The organism is Nonomuraea sp. NPDC003709 (genome assembly GCF_040610775.1).
Lineage (GTDB): Bacteria > Actinomycetota > Actinomycetes > Streptosporangiales > Streptosporangiaceae > Nonomuraea > Nonomuraea angiospora_A.
Genome location: NZ_JBEXMW010000005.1, coordinates 78,596 through 98,943, shown reverse-complemented (window position 1 = coordinate 98,943; position 20,348 = coordinate 78,596). Strand labels below are relative to the sequence as shown.

The 20,348-nt window shown below is 72.0% G+C and carries 19 protein-coding genes; 6 read left to right on the top strand and 13 right to left on the bottom strand.

Translation table 11 applies throughout. The features are described 5' to 3' along the window. Nucleotides 1-2: 2 nt before the first annotated feature. Nucleotides 3-908, bottom strand: coding sequence for a helix-turn-helix transcriptional regulator (locus tag ABZX61_RS16870; RefSeq protein ID WP_355196125.1), 906 nt, complete (start codon nucleotides 906-908; stop codon nucleotides 3-5). 297 nt (nucleotides 909-1,205) lie between these two features. Here ABZX61_RS16870 and ABZX61_RS16865 point away from each other — a divergent pair, with 297 nt between their 5' ends. The 3 genes from ABZX61_RS16865 (at nucleotide 1,206) to ABZX61_RS16855 (ending at nucleotide 4,180) form a co-directional block, all read left to right on the top strand. Then, entirely contained in the window at nucleotides 1,206-1,568 is a 363-nt protein-coding gene (locus tag ABZX61_RS16865; RefSeq protein ID WP_355195363.1) for a hypothetical protein, read from the top strand. A 113-nt stretch (nucleotides 1,569-1,681) separates the two neighbouring features. Further along, nucleotides 1,682-3,409, top strand: coding sequence for a CocE/NonD family hydrolase (locus ABZX61_RS16860; protein ID WP_355195361.1), 1,728 nt, complete (start codon nucleotides 1,682-1,684; stop codon nucleotides 3,407-3,409). A gap of 3 nt (nucleotides 3,410-3,412) precedes the next feature. Further along, complete coding sequence (locus ABZX61_RS16855; RefSeq protein WP_355195359.1) at nucleotides 3,413-4,180, top strand: enoyl-CoA hydratase/isomerase family protein; 768 nt, start codon at nucleotides 3,413-3,415, stop codon at nucleotides 4,178-4,180. A 12-nt stretch (nucleotides 4,181-4,192) separates the two neighbouring features. On the opposite strand, the gene ABZX61_RS16850 is transcribed toward ABZX61_RS16855, so the two are convergent. Genes ABZX61_RS16850 through boxC form a run of 6 tightly spaced genes read right to left on the bottom strand, consistent with a single transcriptional unit; the run spans nucleotide 4,193 to nucleotide 10,090 of the window. After that, on the bottom strand, nucleotides 4,193-4,720 hold the full coding sequence (locus tag ABZX61_RS16850) for a gamma carbonic anhydrase family protein (protein WP_355195357.1): 528 nt from the start codon (nucleotides 4,718-4,720) through the stop codon (nucleotides 4,193-4,195). 2 nt (nucleotides 4,721-4,722) lie between these two features. Continuing rightward, complete coding sequence (locus ABZX61_RS16845; RefSeq protein WP_355195355.1) at nucleotides 4,723-5,583, bottom strand: amidohydrolase family protein; 861 nt, start codon at nucleotides 5,581-5,583, stop codon at nucleotides 4,723-4,725. 5 nt (nucleotides 5,584-5,588) lie between these two features. Beyond that, nucleotides 5,589-5,918 (bottom strand): ferredoxin, encoded by a 330-nt coding sequence (fdxA, locus tag ABZX61_RS16840; RefSeq protein ID WP_350738204.1) that lies wholly within the window; start codon nucleotides 5,916-5,918, stop codon nucleotides 5,589-5,591. Between the two features lie 14 nt (nucleotides 5,919-5,932). Beyond that, the gene (locus tag ABZX61_RS16835; RefSeq protein ID WP_355195353.1) at nucleotides 5,933-6,904 is read right to left on the bottom strand and encodes an NAD(P)/FAD-dependent oxidoreductase; all 972 of its coding nucleotides are present in this window, start codon (nucleotides 6,902-6,904) and stop codon (nucleotides 5,933-5,935) included. After that, entirely contained in the window at nucleotides 6,901-8,439 is a 1,539-nt protein-coding gene (locus ABZX61_RS16830) for a benzoate-CoA ligase family protein (protein WP_355195351.1), read from the bottom strand. Before ABZX61_RS16830 ends, ABZX61_RS16835 begins: the two co-directional genes overlap by 4 nt. 1 nt (nucleotide 8,440) lies before the next feature. Next, complete coding sequence (gene boxC, locus ABZX61_RS16825) at nucleotides 8,441-10,090, bottom strand: 2,3-epoxybenzoyl-CoA dihydrolase (RefSeq protein ID WP_355195349.1); 1,650 nt, start codon at nucleotides 10,088-10,090, stop codon at nucleotides 8,441-8,443. Between the two features lie 159 nt (nucleotides 10,091-10,249). On the opposite strand from boxC, the gene ABZX61_RS16820 reads away from it, so the two are divergent. Further along, complete coding sequence (locus ABZX61_RS16820) at nucleotides 10,250-11,098, top strand: PaaX family transcriptional regulator C-terminal domain-containing protein (RefSeq protein ID WP_355195347.1); 849 nt, start codon at nucleotides 10,250-10,252, stop codon at nucleotides 11,096-11,098. Here ABZX61_RS16820 and boxB read toward each other — a convergent pair. The 4 genes from boxB to ABZX61_RS16800 all read right to left on the bottom strand — a co-directional run bounded on the left by boxB (nucleotide 11,095) and on the right by ABZX61_RS16800 (nucleotide 16,338). Then, nucleotides 11,095-12,573: a benzoyl-CoA 2,3-epoxidase subunit BoxB gene (gene boxB / locus ABZX61_RS16815; RefSeq protein ID WP_355195345.1), complete on the bottom strand. Its 1,479-nt coding sequence runs from the start codon at nucleotides 12,571-12,573 to the stop codon at nucleotides 11,095-11,097. The genes ABZX61_RS16820 and boxB overlap by 4 nt on opposite strands. A 27-nt stretch (nucleotides 12,574-12,600) precedes the next feature. Continuing rightward, the gene (gene paaZ / locus ABZX61_RS16810; RefSeq protein WP_355195343.1) at nucleotides 12,601-14,142 is read right to left on the bottom strand and encodes a phenylacetic acid degradation bifunctional protein PaaZ; all 1,542 of its coding nucleotides are present in this window, start codon (nucleotides 14,140-14,142) and stop codon (nucleotides 12,601-12,603) included. Next, nucleotides 14,139-14,996, bottom strand: a complete 858-nt coding sequence (locus tag ABZX61_RS16805; protein WP_355195341.1) for a 3-hydroxyacyl-CoA dehydrogenase family protein — start codon at nucleotides 14,994-14,996, stop codon at nucleotides 14,139-14,141. The genes paaZ and ABZX61_RS16805 overlap by 4 nt, the downstream gene beginning before the upstream one ends. Nucleotides 14,997-15,135: 139 nt before the next feature. Beyond that, nucleotides 15,136-16,338 carry an alginate lyase family protein gene (locus tag ABZX61_RS16800; protein WP_355195339.1) on the bottom strand — a complete coding sequence of 401 codons (1,203 nt, stop codon included), beginning with the start codon at nucleotides 16,336-16,338 and terminating at the stop codon, nucleotides 15,136-15,138. A gap of 111 nt (nucleotides 16,339-16,449) precedes the next feature. On the opposite strand from ABZX61_RS16800, the gene ABZX61_RS16795 reads away from it, so the two are divergent. Beyond that, the gene (locus ABZX61_RS16795; RefSeq protein WP_355195338.1) at nucleotides 16,450-17,319 is read left to right on the top strand and encodes an RNA polymerase sigma-70 factor; all 870 of its coding nucleotides are present in this window, start codon (nucleotides 16,450-16,452) and stop codon (nucleotides 17,317-17,319) included. A 76-nt stretch (nucleotides 17,320-17,395) separates the two neighbouring features. Further along, a complete protein-coding gene (locus ABZX61_RS16790) occupies nucleotides 17,396-17,770 on the top strand; it encodes a DoxX family protein (RefSeq protein ID WP_355195336.1) in 375 nt (124 codons plus the stop codon). Nucleotides 17,771-17,924: 154 nt separating this feature from the next. Here ABZX61_RS16790 and ABZX61_RS16785 read toward each other — a convergent pair whose 3' ends face one another. Then, complete coding sequence (locus tag ABZX61_RS16785) at nucleotides 17,925-19,136, bottom strand: FAD-dependent monooxygenase (RefSeq protein ID WP_355195334.1); 1,212 nt, start codon at nucleotides 19,134-19,136, stop codon at nucleotides 17,925-17,927. A 51-nt stretch (nucleotides 19,137-19,187) separates the two neighbouring features. Next, a complete protein-coding gene (locus ABZX61_RS16780; protein ID WP_355196123.1) occupies nucleotides 19,188-20,327 on the bottom strand; it encodes a glycoside hydrolase family 76 protein in 1,140 nt (379 codons plus the stop codon). Nucleotides 20,328-20,348 lie beyond the last annotated feature (21 nt).

Sequence of the window (20,348 nt, the reverse complement as noted above, 5' to 3'; positions counted from 1 at the left end):
GCTCAGAGCTCTTCGAGCATGCCCTTGAGCAGCGACGGAGTCGCCTCCTTCGGAGCGGCCTGGATGGTCAAGGTGTTCATCACCTTGCTGTAGTCGTCGATGTCGGTGGGCTTGTCCAGGTACATCGCGCTGGTGAGATGCTCCAGATAGACCACGTCGGGCAGGTCGGGGGCGTCGAAGCGTAAGAGCGTGAACGGGCCGCCCACCGCCGCGTGCCCGCCGATGTGGAAGGGCACGATCTGCAGGGTGACGTTCGGCAGGTCGCAGGCCGCGAGCAGGTGCTCGAGCTGGGCCCGCTGGACGTCGCGGCCGCCGATCGGCCTGGTCAGCACCGCCTCGTCCATGATCGCCCACAGGATGGGCGCGTCGCTGTCGGTGAGCAGGTCCTGGCGGCGCATCCGCATCGCCACCCGGCGATCGAGGTCGTCGGGGTCCGCGTCGCCGTGCCGGATGCCGATGACGGCCCGCGCGTACGGCTCGCACTGCAGCAGGCCGTGCACGAACTGCGCCTCGTAGTTGCGGATCGTGCGTGCCGCCTGCTCCAGCCCGAGGTAGGGCTCGAGCCAGCCGGGGAGCACGTCGCTGTACTGGTGCCACCACCCCGGGGCGCTGGCCTGGCGGGCCAGCTCCAGCACCTTCTCCCGCTCGTCGGGGGCGGTGATGCCGTACAAGGTGAGCAGATCGGCCACGTCACGCTGCTTGAAGGGGCTGCGGCCCAGCTCCATCCGGCTGATCTTGGAGTGGCTGGCGCGGATGGTGTCCGCGGCCTTCTCGCCGGTGATGCCCTTGGCCTCGCGCAGCCGGCGCAGCTGGGTACCCACCATGATCCGCAACGCGGTCGGCCCGCTCCGGGCACCACGTACGACGCCGGTGGGGACGCCGTCTCCGTCAGGCTCTGCAACGATCATCATTGATCCTTTTGCCGGGCGAGGCACACATTGCTCCTTACGTTACCTACTGTTTCATGCTCTTTCTGACCATGCATCGATATTCGCGCCGCGCACTTCACCCCATACAACACAGAAGCCGACATGCCCTTGTAAATGGGACTCTCCATCCCTTTCTCCCTTTCAACCCGCAGCCGGTGCACGTGCATATGCAATTTTCTTGGAATGCATGTGCAGACGTACTTGCATCGGGGAATGCCGAGTGGGAAGGATAAGCGTCCGCACGCACCACGATCTACCCCCTCGATGGAGATCTTGATGCCAGCACCCATGCCGCCCGACCGGGAAGAGCCCACCCGGGAAGACCTCACGGAGAGATCGCAGCGACCCCGCCATCGCCGCTCGCGCGGTGGACCAGCCCAACCGCCCCCGCGGCAGGACGCCGGCTCCTCCGGCTCCTCGGCCGCCATCGATCGCGACCTGGACGCCCTGCAGGCGCGGTGGCCGGGCTGGGTCATCACCTGGGGAGCCTGGCGGCAGGCCTACACCGCCTTCGAATGCCGCGACCCCCTCCGCTGCACCGTCCTCGAGGCCGGCAGCCCCGACCAGCTGCAGGCCGCCATGGCCAAGGCCGAACTCGAGCTGAAGGCCCGCTGGCCCCGATCCGACGAGCGCCCCTGACGCACGGGCGTTCGCACCGGCCCTTCCGATCGGTCAGGATGTGCGCTAGAAAGAGGCGGACGCAAAATGCTACAAAATCCTGACGGCGATGCGTGCTGGCGTAGGAGATTAGGATGCGTTTCTCGGTCGAGAAGGACGTCATGGTGCCGATGCGCGACGGGGTGACCCTCGCCACCGACCTCTGGATCCCCGAAGGACCACCCGCGCCCACGCTGCTGGTGCGCGTCCCCTACGGCAAGGACGCCCTGCCGGGCCTCGGCGGATCTCCCATCACTCCCAACCTGCAGGCCCTGCTCGAAGCCGGGTACGCGGTCGTCTGGCAGGACACACGCGGCAGGTTCCGCTCGAACGGCGAGTTCACCCCCCACACGGACGACCCGCACGACGGCGCCGACACCGTCGCCTGGCTCCTGGAGCAGCCGTGGTGCGACGGCAACATCGGCGGCTACGGCGCCTCCTACCTCGGCTTCGTGCAGTGGGCCGGCGCCTCGCAGGCCCCCGCCGGGCTCAAGGCGATAGCCCCGACGGTGACCAGCACCGACTTCTACCACGCGCCCTGGTACTCCGCGGGAGGCGCGCTCTCGTGGCACACGACCTGGACGTGGACCACGATGATGACGCTGACGGCGGCGCAGACCGCGGGCGACTTCGGCGTTCTCATGGAGGCGGCCGGCATGGCGGCCGATCCGCAGCCGCATCTGGCCACCCTGCCGATCGGCGACCAGCCGCTGCTCAACAAGCAGTCGCCCTGGTGGGCCGAGTGGCTGCGGCACCCGGCCCGGGACCGGTTCTGGCAGGACCTCGCCGTCGCCGAGCGGTTCGACCAGGTGACCGTGCCCGCGCTCAACGTGGGCGGCTGGTTCGACCTGTTCGTCGACAGCACCGTCCGTACCTACACCCGCATGCGCGCCGAGGGCGGCAGCGCCGAGGCCCGCGAGGGGCAGCGGCTGATCATCGGCCCCTGGGACCACCTGTACCAGGACGGGGCCTACCACGACCGGCGGTTCGGGATGAGCGCCGGCGGCATGGCGGCCGACCTGACCGGGGCGCACATCCGCTTCTTCGACCGCTGGCTGCGCGGCCGCACCGACGCGCCGGCCGACGGCGCGCCCGTACGGATCTTCGTCATGGGCATCGACCAGTGGCGCGACGAGCAGGACTGGCCGCTGCCCGATACCGAGTACACCGACTACTTCCTCGACGGCGCCGGCCGGGCCAACACCGCCGGCGGCGACGGCGTCCTCAGCCCTCGGCCGCCCACGGCGGAGGCGACCGACACCTACACCTACGACCCGGCCGACCCGGTGCCCACCCGCGGCGGCCGGATCATGATGCCCGCCGCCGTCAACGGGGCCGGCCCGGTCGACCAGCGCCCGGTCGAGGCCCGCGACGACGTGCTCTGCTTCACCACCCCCGCGCTGGAGGAGCCGGTCGAGGTCACCGGCCACGTCTCGCTCGTCCTCCACGTCACCTCGTCGGCGCGCGACACCGACTTCACGGGCAAGCTCGTCGACGTCTTCCCCGACGGACGGGCGATCTACCTCACCGACGGCATCCTGCGCGCCCGCTACCGCGACTCCCTGGCCGAGCCGGAGCCGCTCACCCCCGGCCAGGTGTACGAGGTGACGCTGGACCTGTCGGTGACCTCCAACGTGTTCCTGCCCGGGCACCGGATCCGCCTCGAGGTCTCCTCCAGCGACTTCCCCCGCTACGACCGCAACACCAACACCGGCGGGACCATCGCCGAGGACACCGCCGGCCAGGTCGTCGTCGCGACCAACAGCGTGCTCCACGGTCCCGGGCACCCGAGCCGCCTGATCCTGCCCGTGATCCACCGCTGAGACATGACGACGAGGAAAGAGGGCGCGGTGCTGCCGCTGAACGACACCGTGAAGATCGAGGACGGGACCGACCGGATGCTGGTCCGGCTGGACCGGCCGCAGGTGCGCAACGCGATCGACGCGGCGATGGTGACGGACCTGCACGCGGTCTGCGCCGAGCTGGAGCGGCGGCCGCGCATCCTCGTGCTCACCGGCTCCGACGGGATCTTCGCCGCCGGCGCGGACATCCGCGAGCTGCGCGAGCGCCGCCGCGAGGACGCGCTGGCGGGCATCAACAGCGGCCTGTTCGACCGGATCGCCCGGCTGCCGATGCCCACGATCGCCGCCGTCGACGGCCCCGCCCTGGGCGGCGGCGCGGAGCTGGCCTACGCCTGCGACTTCCGCCTCGCCACCCCGCGGGCCCGCTTCGGCAACCCGGAGGCGGGGCTCGGCATCATGGCCGCCGCCGGGGCCTGCTGGCGGCTGCGCGAGCTGGTCGGCGAGCCGCTCGCCAAGGAGATCCTGCTCGCAGGGAGGGTGCTCTCGGCCGAGGAGGCGCTGGCCGTCCGGCTGGTCAACGAGCTGGTGCCGCAGGACGAGCTGCCGGCCGCGGCGGACCGGCTGGCCGCCCGGATCGCGAAGAACGCGCCGCTCGCGCTGCGCCTGACCAAGCTCGCGCTGGCGGCCCCGCCCGGCGCGCACCCGCGCTTCGACGACGTGGCGCAGGCCGTGCTGTTCGAGACGGAGGAGAAGCACGAGCGCATGACCGCGTTCCTGGAGCGGCGCCGCTGACGTGGGAGAAGGTCAGGGGTCGAGCCGGCGCAGCTCGTGGCGGTAGCGCTTGGCGTTGGCGCGATACTCGGCCACGCCGAAGCCGATCCACTCGCTCTGCGCGGCCCCTTCCATCGGCCTGGGGCGGGCGGGCACGCCGAGCGCCATGTGGCCGAGCGGCACCTCCAGCCCTTCGGGTACGAGGGCCTGGGCGCCCACCACCGACCCCGTACGCACCACGGCGCGGTTGAGCACCACCGAGCCGGAGCCGATGAGGCATCGGTCCTCGACCGTGCAGCCTTCGAGGTGGGCGTTGTGCCCGACGACGCAGTCGCTGCCGATCACGGTGGGCCACTGCTCGGTGGTGTGCAGGATGGTGCCGTCCTGGATGGAGGTGCGCTCGCCGATCTCGATGCGGCCGAAGTCGGCGCGGAGCACGGCGGACGGCCAGACCGACGACTCGGCGCCGATGACGACGCTGCCGATGACGACGGCGTCGGGGTGGACGTAGGCGTCCGGGTGGATCCGGGGCACCTGGTCGCCGAGGGCGTAGACGGGCATGGTCACTCCCCCGTGCGCAGGCCGGCGTACACCTTCGTCGCGTTCCCGGCGAGCACGGCCCTGGCCACCTCGTCGGGCAGGAGGCCCGCGACGGCCCGGGCGTTGGCGGCGGTCCCGGGGACGCCGGGCCAGTCGGTGCCGAAGATCCATTTGCGGCCGAGCCGCGTGAGGTCGTACTTGGCGTAGTACTCGGGCAGCCGCTTGGGCGGCAGGCCGGACAGCTCCAGCCACACGGTGTCGTGGGACAGGGCGAGGAAGGCGGCGGCGTCGTACCACCAGCCGCGTCCGCCGTGCGCGAGCACCACGTTGAGGCCGGGGAAGTCGCGGATGACCGGGATGAGGAAGCCCGGGTCGGCGTTCTCGTTGGCCGCGCCCGGGAAGGAGCTGGTGCCGCAGTGGACGACGAGCGGGACGCCGCGCTCCTCCAGCACGTGGTAGGCGGGGTAGAGGGCGGCGTCGTCGCAGCGGAACCCGCCGTGCACGGGGTGCAGCTTGAGCGCGGCGGCGCCGAGGTCGAGCTGGCGGCGCAGCTCGTCGGCGAGCGGGAAGTGCAGGTGCGGGTTGACGTTGGCGACCGGCCGGAAGCGGACCGGGTTGTGCTCGACGATCGGCAGCAGGTCCTCGAACGCCTGCGTGCCGGTGGCCTTGGGGCTGTACTCGCAGAACAGCAGCGCGACGTCCACGCCCTGGGCGGCGAAGAGCTCGTCCAGGCGGTCGGGACGCGGCCTGCCCGCGGAGTCCCAGACGTCCTCCAGCACGCCGTGCCCGCCGAAGTCGCGGGCCCAGCGCAGCCAGGCGGGCTTGAGGGTGCCGAGCAGCGGCACGTGGACGTGCGCGTCGATGAGGGGGATGCCGTCGATCATGCTCCTTACCTGCCCGCGACCATGGGGGTGTCCACCCCGATCCGGCCGGTTCTGCCCGAACCGCCGGGCGCGCCGAGCGGCGCGTCGCGCCCGTCCAGCACCTCGATGAAGAAGCGGCGATTGTCCTCGACGAACTCCGCGTGCTCGTCGGCCACCCGCCGGTCCTGGCTGATCGCCTCGACGGGGCAGACGGGTTCGCAGGCGCCGCAGTCGATGCACTCCTTGGGGTTGATGTAGAGCTTGCGGTCCCCCTCGTAGATGCAGTCGACCGGGCACTCCTCGACGCACGACTTGTCCATGACGTCGATGCAGGGTTCGGCGATGACGTACGGCATGGTGAATCTCCTGGTTACGGACCCGGGGCGGGGTTGTCGGTGGAGTGCCCCGGGAAGAGCTGGGCGGCGGGGTCGAGGTGCACGGCGGCGTTGTTGACGGCCGTGGCCACCTCGCCGAAGCCGACCGCGATCAGCCGGACCTTGCCGTCGTGCTCGGCGATGTCACCGGCGGCGAAGATGCCGGGCACGTTGGTGCGCATCGCGGAGTCGACGACCAGGTGGCGGTTGTCGTGCAGGTCGAGGCCCCACTCGCGCAGCGGGCCGAGGTTGGCGGTGAAGCCGAGGGCGGCGACCAGCCGCTGGCACGTGAGGGCCCGCCCGGTGCTGAGCTCGACGCGTTCCAGCCGGTCGCCGCCGAGGGCGGCGGTGACCTGGGCGTTGACGACGACCTCGACCGGCGACGCGGTGAGCCGTTCCACGGAGCCGTGGTGGGCGCGGAAGGCGGCGCGGCGGTGGACCAGCGTGACGCTGCGCGCGACGGGGTGGAGCATGAGGGCCCAGTCCACGGCGCTGTCGCCGCCGCCGACGATGACGACGTCCCTGCCCGCGTAGTCCGCGGACTCGGGCACGAAGTAGGCCAGGCCCCGGCCGAGGAACTCCTCCCCGGCCGGGAGCGGGCGGGGCGTGAAGGTGCCGATGCCGCCGGTCACGATGACGGCCCCGGCGGTGATCTCGGTGCCCGCGCCGGTCTTGACCACGAGCCGGCCGCTCGGGGCGCGTTCGAGCCGCTGGGCCTCCTCCCCGAGCACGTACGCCGGTTCGTACGGGGCGGCCTGCTCGACCAGATTGGCGATGAGGCGGCGGCCGGAGACGGCCGGGAACCCGGCGATGTCGTAGATCTCCTTCTCCGGGTACATGGCGCTCACCTGGCCGCCGACCTGGCCGAGCGAGTCGACCACCGCCGTGCTCAGGCCGCGGACCCCGGCGTAGTAGGCGCCGTACAGGCCCACGGGACCGGCGCCGATGATCAGCACGTCGACGTTCACGCGCGGGCCTCCTCGGCGAGGAGCTCGCGGACCCGGAAGCGCTGGATCTTGCCGGTCGCGGTCTTGGGCAGCCGGTCGAGGAAGACCACCCGGCGGGGCCGTTTGAAGGCGGCCAGGCCGTCGCGGCACCACTGGACGAGCTCCTCGGCGGTGACCTGCCCCTGGGCGACGACGCAGGCGACCGGTTTGTCCAGCCCGTGCTCGTCGGCCACGCCCACCACGGCCGCCTCCAGGACCGCCGGGTGCTCCAGCAGCCGGCTCTCGACCTCGGCGGGCGAGACCCAGATGCCGCCCGCCTTGAGCAGGTCGTTGCTGCGGCCCAGACAGGTGTAGTAGCCCTCGGCAGAGCGCGTGTAGGTGTCGCCGGTGTTGAGCCACTGACCCGCGAACACGGCGCGGCTGGCGTCGGTGCGCCGCCAGTAGCCCAGGGCGATGGACTCGCCGCGCACGTGCAGCGCGCCCGGCTCGCCATCGGCGACGAGCCGGCCGTCGGGGTCGCGCAGCTCGATGTCGTACCCGGGCACGGGACGGCCGGTGGTGCCGGGGCGCACGTCGCCGGGCCGGTTGGACAGGAAGATGTGCAGCGCCTCGGTGGAGCCGATCCCGTCGATGATCTCGACGCCGAAGCGGCCGGTGAACCGCTCCTGGAGCGGCGCGGGCAGCGCCTCCCCTGCCGAGGCGCCCAGCCGTACGGAGGCGAACGTGCCGGCGGGCAGGTCGGCGGCCAGCAGCGCGGCGTAGAAGGTGGGGACGGCGAAGAACAAGGTCGGGCGGTCGGCGGCCATCCGCTCGGCGGTCACGGCGGGGGCGGGGCGACGCGGCTCCAGCACGGTCGCGGCTCCGGCCGAGAGCGGGAAGAACATCGAGTTGCCGATGCCGTAGGCGAAGAACAGCTTGGCGACGGAGAAGCAGACGTCGTCGGGCCGGATGCCGAGCACCTGGTCGCCGTAGGTCTGGCAGACGTGCCTGACGTTGGCGTGCCGGTGCATGGCGCCCTTGGGGACGCCGGTGGTGCCGGAGGTGTAGAGCCACAGGGCCCAGGAGTCCTCCAGGGTGGGAGCGGGCTCGCGCCGCTCTCCCCCGCCCGCGCGGAGCAGCTCCTCCCATGTCAGGGACGTGCTCCCGGGCGGCGGGTCGCCCTCCCACACCACGTGCCGCACCTCGGGCGCCGCGGCGAGCACCTCCTGGACCTGGGGGGCGTACTCGGCTCCGGCGACGACGACGGCGGCGCCGGAGTCGGCGATGATCGCGCCGAGTTCCTTGGCGCCCAGCATGGTCGAGACCGGCACGGCCACGAACCCGCCGCAGAAGGCCGCCAGGATCCCCACGAACATGGGGACGCCGTCGCTGGTGACGAAGACCACGCGGTCGTCGCGCCGCAGGCCGAGTGCGCGCAGGGCGGCGGTGGCGGTCGCCACGAGGTCCGACAGCTGCGCGTACGTGAGCGTGACGCCGCCGCGGACCGCCACCCGGTCCCCGCGCCCCTCGCGGACGTGGCGGTGGACGAGCCAGTCGCCCGCGTTGAAGATGGTCATGTCAGACCCTCTTGAGGTCGTAGTCGCCCTTGCGGCCGGTGCCGTAGCGGCGCAGCGCGCCGTCGGGGCCGGAGGCGTTGGGCCGGACGAAGATCCAGTTCTGCCAGGCGGTGAGGCGGCCGAAGATCTTGGTCTCCAGCGTCTCCGGGCCGGCGAAACGGTGGTTGGCCTCCATGCCGGTCAGCGCGTCGGGCGAGAGCGAGGCGCGTTCCTCCAGCACGATGCGCAGCTCGTCCTCGAAGTCGATGTCGTCCAGGGCGAGGGTGACCAGGCCGAGCTCCATCGCGGCGGCCGCCTCCAGCGGCTCGCCGAACCGGGCGCGGGCGGCCTCCAGGTCCTGGTCGTTGCCCCAGAAGCGGGAGCGCAGGCGGGACAGGCCGTTGCCCATCGGGAGGAGGCCGTCGTTGGACGGGGTGAGGACGAGGGTGGCGGGGACGGCGGCCTCGTCGCGGTCCTCGTAGACGCCCTCCAGCATGTACTGCCGGTCGGCGGCCAGGGCCAGCTCGGCGAGCAGGCCCGCGAAGGCCGTGCCCGGCTCGATGACGGCGATGAGGCTGCGGCTGGTGACGTCGAGGCGTTTGAGCGTGCGTTTGTAGTAGTGGCGCACCTCGTTGACGAACCAGTGCCCGGCCCGCTCGCGGAGCTGGGCGTCGTAGGCCAGCACCCGGTCGGGGTCGCCGGCCGCGCGCAGCACCCAGATGCCGAGCTCGGGCTCGTTGGTGCGCAGGTGCAGGATCAGGTCGTCCAGCGCGCGGGTCACGGCGAGCGGCCAGTAGCCGGCGCCCTGGTCCGCGGGTTCCGCGGGTGGGGCGTCGCTCGGGCCGTCCACGGTGATCTCGACCCGGCGGCCGGCCCGGTCGATCCGGGCGGTCACGTACGGGTACGTGATGGCGTCGCCGTCGTCCTTGCGGTCGAGCGGCGTCAGGGCCACGCCCGTGGCGGTCGAAGGCCGGGCGGAGGCCGCCACCGCCGCGTCCGTCCGCCTGGTCACCTCCTCCTCGAACGAGTGGCGCGGCACTGCGGCGTCCACCAGGCCCCACTCCATGGCCGTGCGGCCCCGGAAGCCCTCGGATTTGGTGGCGAACAGGTCGGCCCGGTCCTTGCGCACGTGCCGCTTGTCCACCACGCGGGTCAGGCCGCCGGTGCCCGGCAGCACGCCGAGCAGCGGCACCTCGGGCAGGGAGACGGCCGAGGAGCCGTCGTCGACCAGGACGATCTGGTCGCAGGCCAGTGCGAGCTCGTAGCCGCCGCCGGCGGCGGTGCCGTTGAGCGCGGCGATCCAGGTCTGGCCGGAGTGCTCGGTGGCGTCCTCGATACCGTTGCGGGTCTCGTTGGTGAACTTGCAGAAGTTGACCTTCCACGCGTGCGTGGACTGGGCCAGCATCCGGATGTTGGCTCCGGCGCAGAACATCCGGTCCAGGCCGCCGGTGAGCACGACCGCCCTGACCTCGGGATGCTCGAAGCGCAGGCGCTGGACGACGTCGTACAGCTCGATGTCGACGCCGAGGTCGTAGGAGTTCATCTTCAGCTCGTAGCCGGGGACGAGGCCGCCGTGCTCGTCCACGCGGAGCGTGACGGTGGCCACCGCCCCGTCCACCGCGAGAGTCCAGTGGCGGTAGCGGCCTGGGGAGGTCGCGAAGGTGACAGTCAATGCGTGCTCCGGGAGGGCGTGGGACCTTGGTCCAATATTCGACGTCTATCATGAGTAGCGTCAAGTGTTTGTAGTGCTTCTGCCTGGATGCGCATCCGCGAGGGTGCCCGACCTGGCAGAATGCGCGTCACGAGCGTGTCGAACGACGGGAGGGCAACCGTGCCGGCCGAGTCCGCGGAGCGCCCGCGCGAGAAGGCGTCCGCCAGCGCGCGGTCGACGCTGCTGACGGTCCTGGGCGAGTTCGTCCTGCCGCGCGGGGGCGAGGTGTGGACGGGCACGCTGGTGGCCGCGCTCGGCGCGCTCGGCGTGGAGGAGAAGTCCGCGCGCCAGGCCCTGGCCCGCACCGCCGCAGAGGAGCTGCTGGCGTCCGAGCGGCACGGCCGCAAGGTGCGCTGGAGGCTGACCGAGGCCGGCGACCGGCTGCTGCGCGAGGGCACCGAGCGCATCTACGGCTTCATGCGCGCCCCCCACCAGTGGGACGGCCGCTGGCTCGTGCTCACCGCCGGCGTGCCCGAGACCCAGCGCCAGCTCCGCCACCGGCTGCGCACCAAGCTGACCTGGCTCGGGCTCGGCTCCCCCTCCCCCGCGCTCTGGGTGATCCCCGACGCCTCCAAGGAGGCCGCGGTACGCGAGGTCATCCGCGAGCTGGACCTGACCGACCGGGCCTACGCCTGGACCGGGCCGTCGGCGGGCATCGGCGACACCGCCAAGCTGATCTCGGCCGCATGGGACCTCGACGACGTGGAGAAGCGCTACGTGAGCTTCATCGAGCAGTTCGAGGGCCGCGCGGTCGCCTCCGGCCGGGAGGCGTTCGTCAACCAGGTGCTGCTCATCCAGGAGTGGCGCCGCTTCCCGTTCCTCGACCCCGACCTGCCGGCCGAGCTGCTCGACCACGCCTGGCCGGGGCCCCGGGCGGCGGCCGTCTTCCACGACCTGCACAACCGCTGGCACCGGCGCGCGCAGGCCGAATGGGACCTCATGGACGAAGAGGCCGCCGCCCGGCACTAGAGGAGCCCTTCGTCGGCCAGGTGCACGTAGTCGAACTCGACCGGCTGGTCGTTGATGCCGGTCTTCGGCGGGGCGATCCAGCCGGCGAACTTGCCGTACTCGTACTCCGGGACCATGAGGGCGGCGACCTGCTCGCGGTCCTCGGGGGTGGGCAGCCACCCGTGGGCGCGGGCCTGCCAGGCGGACTCGTCGAGGACCTCGCCGTGCGGGGTCACGTGGTGGCCGGCGTAGACGCCGACCTTGCGGTTGAAGCCCTCGTGCGGCAGGTAAAGGCGCTCGTCCAGGCCGGCGTCCTCCAGCGCCTGGTTCCAGCGGCGCACGCCGTTGGCGCAGTCGGCCACGTACTCGTCGCGCAGGTCGAGGTTGAGCGCGCTGAGCATCGGCACCGTCTTGACCCTGATCTGGCCGTCCTCGACGTGGCGCAGCTCGCGGGTGTCCTCCAGCAGCACGTGGTCGTCCTTGCGCCGGGTCTCCATCCAGCGGCCCTTCAGCCCGGAGGTGAAGTAGTTGCCGGCGTTGGTCGACTGCTCGGAGCCGAACAGGTCCATCGAGACCGAGAACTGGAAGTTCAGGTACTTCTGGATGACGTCCAGCGGGATGCCGCCGTACGGCAGGACGTCGGCCGTGCCGTGCTCCTTCATCAGCTCGGCCGTGCGCTCCAGGACCCGCTGCACGCCCGTGGTGCCCACGAACATGTGGTGGGCCTCCTCCTTGAGCATGAACTCGCAGGTGCGCGCCAGCGGGTCGAACGCCGACTCCTTGAGCGTGCCGAGCTGGTACTTGCCGTCGCGGTCGGTGAAGTACGTGAACATGAAGAACTGCAGCCAGTCGGTGGTCTCCTCGTTGAACGCGCCCAGGATGCGCGGCGAGTCCAGGTCGCCGGAGTTGCGCTTGAGCAGCTGCTCGGCCTCCTCGCGGCCCTCCCTGCCGAAGTACGCGTGCAGCAGGTAGACCATGGCCCACAGGTGGCGGCCCTCCTCCACGTTGACCTGGAAGAGGTTGCGCAGGTCGTAGATGCTGGGAGCGGTGTTGCCGAGGACGCGCTGCTGCTCGACGCTGGCGGGCTCGGTGTCGCCCTGCACGACGATGAGCCGCATCAGGTCGGCCCGGTGCTCGCCGGGCACCTCCTGCCAGGCGGGCTCGCCCTTGTGCTTGCCGAAGCCGACCTTGCGGTCGGGGTCGCGCTCGGCCAGGAAGATCCCCCAGCGGTACTCCTCCATGGGGACGTGCTCGAAGTGCGCCCAGCCGTCGCGGCCCACGGCCACCGCCGTGCGCAGGTAGACGTCCTTGGTCGGCAGGGCCGGGCCGAGCTGCTTCCACCAGTCCAGGAACTTCGGCTGCCAGCCCTCCAGCGCCCGCTGCAGGCGGCGGTCGCCCGCGAGGTCGACGTTGTTGGGGATGCGCTCGCTGTAGTCCACGCGGCTGAGCGGGCCGCTGGGCACGGGGGCGGCGCCGGTACGGGAGTCGGTGCTCATCGCTGCTCTCTCTACGCTTGTTTGTCGTTACTTCAGGATCGAGTCGAGTGTCTCCGGGCTGCCCTGGAGGGCGGTCCGCTGGAGGTGGGCGTGGACGGCGCGCAGGCCGCCCTCCTCCTCGCCGCCGCCCGCCCGGCCGGGGCCGCCGTGGACGAGCTGGGGCATGGGCGTGCCGTGCCCGGTTGACTCGCCCGCGCTGTCGCGGTCGAGCACCAGCAGGCGGCCGTGGTGGGCGGCGGCGCCGAGCACGACCTTCCGGACGAAGTCCGCGTCGTACGACACCACCGAGCCGGCCAGCGAGCCCTCGCCGCGGGCGATCAGCGCGTTCAGCTCGGCGACCCCGCTGTACGGCATGAGCGTGCTCACCGGCCCGAAGGCCTCGATCTCGTGCGGCTCCGGATGGACGGTGTCGTCCACGCGCAGGAGCAGCGGCGACAGGAACGCGCCGCGCCCGGCGTCCGCGCCGACCACCTCCACCGTCCGCGCGTCACCGAAGACCACCGTGCCGGCCGACGCGAGCCGCGCGACCGCGGCCCGGACGTCCCTGCGCTGGGCCTGCCCGACCAGAGCACCCATGGTCACGCCTTCGGCGCCGGGGGCGCCCACGACCACCTTCGCCAGCCTGGCCGCGATCGCCTCCGCCATCGCGTCGATGAGCTGGGCGGGGACGAACGCGCGCCGGATCGCCGTACACTTCTGCCCCGCCTTGACCGTCATCTCGGTCACCAGGGCGTCGGCGAACAGGTCGAACTCCGGCTCCCCCGGCACCGCGTCCGGGCCGAGCACCGAGCAGTTCAGCGAGTCGGCCTCGGCGTTGAAGCGGGCCGAGCGGCGGGTGACGGCCGGGTCGGACCGCAGCAGGGCGGCCGTGGCCGCCGAGCCGGTGAAGCCGATGTGGTCCTGCCCGCCGAGCAGGTCGAACAGCCCGGGCACGCTCCCCGCCACGAGCTGGATCGCGCCCGGCGGCAGCGCGTCCGCGATGATCCGCACGGCGTGCGCGGCGATGTAGGCGGTCGGGGTGGCGGGCTTGACGATCGTGGGCAGCCCGGCGAGCAGCGCGGGCGCGAGCTTCTCCAGCATGCCCCAGACCGGGAAGTTGAACGCGTTGATCTGCAGGGAGAGGCCGCGCGGGGTGGTGAGGACGTGGCGGCCCGCGAACGTGCCGCCCCTGCCGAGCGGGATCGGGTCGTCCTCGACGATGAGCGTGTGGTCGGGCAGGCCCTTGCGGGCCAGGCTCGCGTACACGAGGGCCGTGCCGAAGCCGCCGTCCACGTCCACCTGCGCGTCCCGCCGGGTGGCGCCGGCCCGCGCGGACAGCTCGTACAGCTCCTGCCTGCGCTCCTGCAGCGCCAGGGCCGCGGCCTTGAGCGCGGCGGCGCGCTGCGGGAAGGTCAGCTCTCCGAGCGCGGCCAGACCGGTGCCTCGGGCGTATGCCACGGCGGCGGCGAGGTCGAGCCCCTCGCCGCTGACCCGGGTGACGATCTCGCCGGTCACGGCGTCGGCGACCGGGACGCCTTCTCCCCCTCCGGCGCGCCAGGCCCCTTCGAGGTAGCTCTCCAGCGTGCTCACGACTCGCTCCAGTCGTAGAAGCCCTTACCGGTCTTGCGCCCCAGGTGGCCCTGCTCGACGAGCCGGACGAGCAGGTCGGGCGGGGCGAAGCGGGGGCCCAGCTCGCGTTCGAGGTAGCGGGCGATGCCCAGCCGGACGTCCAGGCCGACGAGGTCGGTCAGGCGCAGCGGCCCGGTCGGGTGTCCGTAGCCGAGCGTCATCGCGGCGTCGATGTCCTCGGCCGAGGCGACGCCGGACTCGACCATGCGGATCGCCTCCAGCCCGAGGGCGACGCCGAGCCTGCTGCTGGCGAAGCCGGGCGAGTCGCGGACGACCACGGCCACCTTGCCGATGGCCTCGACCCACGCCACGGCCCGCTCCCGCAGGGCTGGGTCGGTGGCGGTCGCGATCACCACCTCGACGAGCCTGCTGGCCGGGACGGGGTTGAAGAAGTGCAGCCCGAGGAAGCGCTCGGGGCGGGCGAGCGCCTGGGCGAGCGTGTCGAGCGAGATGCTGCTGGTGTTGGAGGCGATCACGGCCTCCGGCCCGACCGCGTCCTCGGCGGCGCGCAGCGTGACGAGCTTGAGGTCGACGTCCTCGGGCACCGCCTCGATCACCAGCCCGGCCGCGGCCAGCCCGGCGGGGTCCGTCACCGTGGTGAGGCGGGCCATCGGCGCGCCGGCGTCCTCGATCAGGCCGCGCTTCGCGCTGCCCTCGACCGCCCGCGCCACCCGGTCCCGCGCGGCGGCCGCGGCCTCGCCGTCGCGCTCCACCAGCGTGACGTGGCAGCCCGCGAGGAGCAGGGCGTGGGCGATGCCGGCGCCCATGCGCCCGCCGCCCACCACCCCGCACCGCTCCGGCAACGTCTGGGTCATCGCAGTCCTCCTGTGGCGAGCTCCTGGGCGCGGGGCGCGGACGCGCTGGATGCGGTCATGCCCCGTACGCTCACAGGTACTCAACTTGCCACAGTTTCATGGCGCTGCGAAAGACTTGTGTAGCAGATTTATGTCTGGCCTAGTTGGGATTGCCCGCGTGGGTGAGGGTCTCCCAGGCGACGAAGAGGTTGTTGGTGCCCGCCGGGCGCTGCTGCTCGGTGAGGGCCTGCGTGTTGCTCATCGCGATGCCCATGCGGTTGTGCAGGGCGTTGAAGCCGACCTCGGTGACCGGCCCGAGGCCCAGGGTGAGGCTCCCGCCGCACAGCCACGCCGGCACGGCCGTGCCGAGCTGGTACTTGGCGTGCAGGCCGAGCGCGTGCCGCAGCCGGTCGGCGATCTCGGGGTAGAGGTCCTGGCCCTGGATCCGGGCCGTCTCGGCGATGTGCGCGATCGACGCCAGGCCGTACCCGGTGTGGGTGAAGTCGCGGCACGTCTCCTGGGAGAGCCCGTCGACGAAGGTGTCCTGGCCCTGCCAGTAGTCGACGACCTCGGCCCGGGTGTCGATGCCGCTGCCCGCCGGGCCCTTGGGGAAGGCTCCGTCGGTGGTGAGGTAGATGTAGGCGGGCACGCGGGCCCGGAACGTGCTCACGGCCTTGTCGTAGGCGGCCTTGTCCTGTAGGAACACCGCGATCCCGATCGTCGCGTCCATCATCGTCAGCTCCCAGTTGCCGTTCGTGCGGGCGCTGCCGTTGATGATCTCGGGAAGGTAGACGTCACGGAGCATGGTCGTGAAGCGGTTGACGCCCGTGGCGGACCACCCGGTGTAGGTGTAACGGATGATCTCGGCCGCCCTGGGCCAGGACGATCCCGCCCAACCGGTCTGGAGCGGCGCGTTGCTGTTGGTGTGGTCGGTGATCACGCCGGACCAGGCGTCCATGATCTGGGTCGCCTTCTGCGCGTACCGGCTGTCTCCGGAGATGTACCAGGCCAGCGCGTCGGTGTAGGCGGCCAGCGCGTCCTGGCGCTCGTCCGTGCAGCCGTTGTTGGGGTTGGAGTACGGGCCGCACTCCACGACGGCCCGCGGCTTCGGGGTCCGCGACAACGACGCGAGCGGACTCGCGATCATCTGGTCGTAGGCGCCCTTCCACGGCTGGGCCCCGGCGTTGACCTTGGTGCGGACGAAGTCGAGCTGGGCCTTGCTGACGAGCACGCCAGGATGCGCGAAGGCGGCCGGCGCCGTCCGGGCCACGGCGGCGGGCGGGGACAGGACGGCGGTGATCAGGGGGATCGCCAGGGCGATGGCGAGCGACGACAGGATCCCGCGACGACGGGGACGGACCACGGACCCCACTCCTTATTTAGGAAAGTTTCCTAAAGATCGGTGTGATCGTAGCCCTGACACCGAACCTTGACAAGTGATGCGGCCCGCTTGTGTCCCTGGTAAGCCCTTCTCATGACGCGAATGCCTGAGGCCGAGCGGAAGTTCACCGAGCACCGGGGTCTGCTGCACGCCGTGGCGTACCGGGTGCTGGGCAGCGTCACCGAGGCCGAGGACGTGGTGCAGGACGCCTGGCTGCGCTGGAGCCGCGTCGACGTGGCCACCGTCGCGGACGCCGAAGGCTATCTGGTGCGGGTGGCCACCCGGCTGGCGATCGACCGGCTGCGCAGCGCACGCGTACGGCGCGAGTCCTACGTCGGGCCGTGGCTGCCCGAGCCGATGCTCACCCTCCCGGATGTCGCCGAGGACGTGGTGCTCTCCGACTCGGTGTCGACCGCGATGCTGCTCGTGCTGGAGGTCCTGTCGCCGACGGAGCGCGCGGTGTTCGTGCTGAGCGAGGCCTTCGGCTACAACCACGCCGAGATAGCGCACTTCGTCGGGCGCAACCACGCGGCGGTGCGGCAGATCGCGCACCGCGCCAGGAAGGCCGTCGAGGAACGGCGCCACCGCTACGACGCCGACCCGGCGACCAGGCAGCAGGCCACCGAGCGGTTCCTGGCCGCCTGCCTCGGCGGCGACCTGGAAGCCCTGCTGGAGGTGCTGGCACCGGACGTGACGATGGTGAGCGACGGCGGCGGCCTCACCGGCGCACCCCGCAAGGCGATCCACGGCCACGAGTACGTGGCCCGCGCGATCGTCATCCTCTCCAAGCGCATGCCCGGCGACTCGCACGCTCAGGTGCTCCAGGTCAACGGCGGCCCGGGCATCGTCGTCCGCTCGGGACGCACGCCGGTGCTGGCGATCACGTTGCACGTGCTGGACGGGGCGATCAAGACGGTGCACGTGGTCAGCAACCCGGAGAAGCTCGCCGGCGTGGCGCCATGACCTAAGTCACATGAGCACGTTGTCACTCCCCGGGGCGCTGCCCCGTCCGTGAGGCGATCGACCTGCCGTCGTCCTCATGGAGAAGGAGACCTTCGTGTTCGCCGCCTACCTCGTCATCACCCTCCTCGCCTCGGCGATCATCGGCCTGACCGCCGTCGCCAACCTCGTCGGCCACGACTACCCGAAGCGCCAGGCGGACATCATGCGCGTCCCCCGGTCCTGGATGCTCCCGTTGGGGCTGCTGCTGGGGGCGGGCGCGCTGGGGCTGCTGGCCGGGTTCGCCGTGCCGGCCTTGGGCACGCTCGCCGCCGCCGGCCTCGTGCTGTACTTCCTCGGGGCGTTCGCCGCCCACCTGCGGGCCCGCGACTATCACTTCGGCCCGTGGGCCGTGTTCTCCTCGCTGGCGGTGGCCGCTCTGGCCGTGAACCTGGCCTACCACGGGCTCGGGTGACCAAGCGGAGGGTCCGATCGTCAAGCCGGCCGGGGGCTCACAGGGGCCGGCCACGACGCGCTGCCGGGCGGAGCAGCCGACCGGTTGACCGCGCGTTCCGGACACCCGTCAGAACGGCCGCTCCTGGCCGCGACGTGACGGCCTCGTGCCGGGGCTACTCCTGGTTCGGCCGGAGGCTCGCGAGCCGGGCCAGGACTTTCGCCAGGAGCCCGCCACCGGCCGCCGCCCGCTCGGAGGCGCGGACGGCGGCGAAGCCGAGCTCGGTCATCTTGCGCTCGTAGCCACCCACCGCCTCGACCAGCGGCCCGCCCGCGCCGACGGCGCGGCACAGGAGGGCGGCGTCCAGGAGCGCGCAGTTGGCCCCCGATCCCTGGGCCGGGCTCATCGCGTGTACGGCGTCACCGAGCAGGGTGACGTTGTCCGGCCCCCACGGTTTGAGCGGGACCGAGCTCCTGACCGGGACGTAGAAGGTCTGGTCGGCCCGGGCGGCGGCGACCAGCTCGACGAGGTCGGGATGCCAGCCGGCGACGTGTCCGGCGGCCAGCTCGTGCAAGTGGGCGCCGTCGGCGGCGGCCAGCTCGCGGTCGGTGCCGGGGAGCGCCGCGGCGGGCACGGCCAGCGCCCACATCACGTAGTCACCGGCCCAGTCCAGCCGCAGGCCGGGCCAGAGCCGCGCCGCCGCCTCGGCGGGGTTCTCGCGGGGCCGTACCAGGCCGAGCGCCAGTCCGGCACGGGACGACCTGACCGACATGAAGCCCTCCGTCAGCGCGGGCGGCAGCAGCCCCGCCACCCGGTCGTCGAGGGTCGTCCGGCCGTAGAGGCAGCGAACCCCGAGGTCCTTGACCCGGGCCTGGGGCAGGCGCTGGCCGCGTACGCGCGAGCCGATGCCGTCGGCGCCGACCAGCAGATCGCCCGCGGCGGTCGAGCCGTCGGCGAAGAAGGCGCGTACCCGCCCGCCGTCCTGCTCGTAGCGGACGAACTCGGCACCGAAGCGAACCTCGTCGAGCCCGGCGAGCAGGATCGTGCGCAGCGTCATCCGGTCCACCGCGGCGTTGAACGTCTCCGGGGCCTGGCCGGACGCGCCGTCGCCGAAGCGGACGGCATGCAGCTCGCGCAGGTGCTCGTCGACGATCGTGACCCGCCTGCTCGGCTGCCCGGACGTGGCGGTGAAGAGCTCGTAGAGACGCGGCGGCAGACACTCACTCAGCGCGCGGGCGGCCCTGGAATCGAGGTGAATGCGGTAGCCCTGCGGCCGGTGGCCGACGGAGAGATCGCGTTCGTGGACCGTCACGGCGACCCCGGCCGCCTTGAGTCCCTGAGCCAGGCACAGGCCGCCCAGACCCGCCCCGATGACCACGACCTGCATGGCGCACTCCCCTCAGCGGCGAGCCGACTCGGACGCGAAACCGGGTCAATGCTAGGCGATGCGGTCAGGCTGCCCGGGCGGATGGACGCGCGGCGACGTCAGGGCGGCGCACACCTCCGTGGCCATGGCCGCGCTGAGCTGGGCCGACAGGGGGACCTTCGCCCGGGGCGGGCGGTCCCACTGCTCGCTCGCGAGGACGAGGCCGTCACGGCCGCACGACCGCCACAGGTGTTCGGTGCTGCCCAGCACGAAGGCCCTGACCTCGGGCACCTCGGCGGCCTCGACGAGCTCGCGGGCGTAGCGGTAATAGATGCCCTTGAACAGTCCCTCGTCGCCGCCCTCCCCCTCGGCGGCGAACACGCCGTCCACGCCCAGCTCGGCGATGGCCGTCCGCGCGGTCCGGGCGGCGCGGGAGAGGTAGAGGTCAGGCTCCTCGCCGAGGCCGAGGCCGGGGCCAAGGGCGCGGGCGAGCTCGACGCACGCGCCGACGTACAGACCCTGGTTGTACGTGAAGCGCCAGTCCTCGTCGACCGCGTGGTCCTCCTGGCGGTTGACACCGTCGTGCACGAACCCGTCCGGCCGTACGAGCGTGCGCTCCAGCCAGTCCATGACGAGCCGGGCCTGCTCCAGGTAGCGCCGCTCGCCCGTGTGCCGGTGCAGCCGCGCCGAGAGGATGACGAACGGGGCGTTGGCGGGGGTGTTCTTGTAGTACGGCTGGGAGACGCGCCAGGCGATGCCGCCGCCCTCGTGGTCGTTCCAGCCCTGGTCGAGAACGTGCTCCCAGAGCTCGACGACCTCCCCGTACAGCTCGCTCTCCCCGGTCGCCTCGGCCAGGCGCAGGGTCGCCAGGGCGAGCCAGAGCATGTCGTCGAAGTAGTCGTTGAACAGCTCTCCCCCGTTGCGCCGCAGGATCCCGTCGTGGATGTGCCTGGCCTGCTCCAGACGTGCCGGGTCCGAGGTCCGCAGGTACGCGTCGATCCGGACGTCAACGGCGTGGGCGAGCCACCAGTAGTTGAAGACGTCGTTGTCACCGGGCTCCAGCGGATGCCAGTTGTTGAACAGCTGCTCCCCGGGGGCGGCGAAATAGTGGTCGATGCTGCGCTGGGCCAGGTCGGCGCGGTGGTTCCACACGTCGGACTTCGACACGTCGGACTTCGACACGTCGGACTTCGACACGTCGGACTTCAACACATCGGACAAGGATTCTCCGTT

Excerpts from the sequence above, each read along its gene's own strand:
- ABZX61_RS16795 (WP_355195338.1), top strand. The coding sequence starts at position 16,450 with ATGACGCGAATGCCTGAGGCCGAGCGGAAGTTCACCGAGCACCGGGGT.
- boxB (WP_355195345.1), bottom strand. The coding sequence starts at position 12,573 with ATGAGCACCGACTCCCGTACCGGCGCCGCCCCCGTGCCCAGCGGCCCG.
- ABZX61_RS16855 (WP_355195359.1), top strand. The coding sequence starts at position 3,413 with ATGACGACGAGGAAAGAGGGCGCGGTGCTGCCGCTGAACGACACCGTG.
- ABZX61_RS16850 (WP_355195357.1), bottom strand. The coding sequence starts at position 4,720 with ATGCCCGTCTACGCCCTCGGCGACCAGGTGCCCCGGATCCACCCGGAC.
- ABZX61_RS16860 (WP_355195361.1), top strand. The coding sequence starts at position 1,682 with ATGCGTTTCTCGGTCGAGAAGGACGTCATGGTGCCGATGCGCGACGGG.
- ABZX61_RS16785 (WP_355195334.1), bottom strand. The coding sequence starts at position 19,136 with ATGCAGGTCGTGGTCATCGGGGCGGGTCTGGGCGGCCTGTGCCTGGCT.
- ABZX61_RS16830 (WP_355195351.1), bottom strand. The coding sequence starts at position 8,439 with ATGACCATCTTCAACGCGGGCGACTGGCTCGTCCACCGCCACGTCCGC.
- ABZX61_RS16865 (WP_355195363.1), top strand. The coding sequence starts at position 1,206 with ATGCCAGCACCCATGCCGCCCGACCGGGAAGAGCCCACCCGGGAAGAC.
- ABZX61_RS16870 (WP_355196125.1), bottom strand. The coding sequence starts at position 908 with ATGATCGTTGCAGAGCCTGACGGAGACGGCGTCCCCACCGGCGTCGTA.
- ABZX61_RS16845 (WP_355195355.1), bottom strand. The coding sequence starts at position 5,583 with ATGATCGACGGCATCCCCCTCATCGACGCGCACGTCCACGTGCCGCTG.
- ABZX61_RS16805 (WP_355195341.1), bottom strand. The coding sequence starts at position 14,996 with ATGACCCAGACGTTGCCGGAGCGGTGCGGGGTGGTGGGCGGCGGGCGC.
- fdxA (WP_350738204.1), bottom strand. The coding sequence starts at position 5,918 with ATGCCGTACGTCATCGCCGAACCCTGCATCGACGTCATGGACAAGTCG.
- ABZX61_RS16790 (WP_355195336.1), top strand. The coding sequence starts at position 17,396 with ATGGAGAAGGAGACCTTCGTGTTCGCCGCCTACCTCGTCATCACCCTC.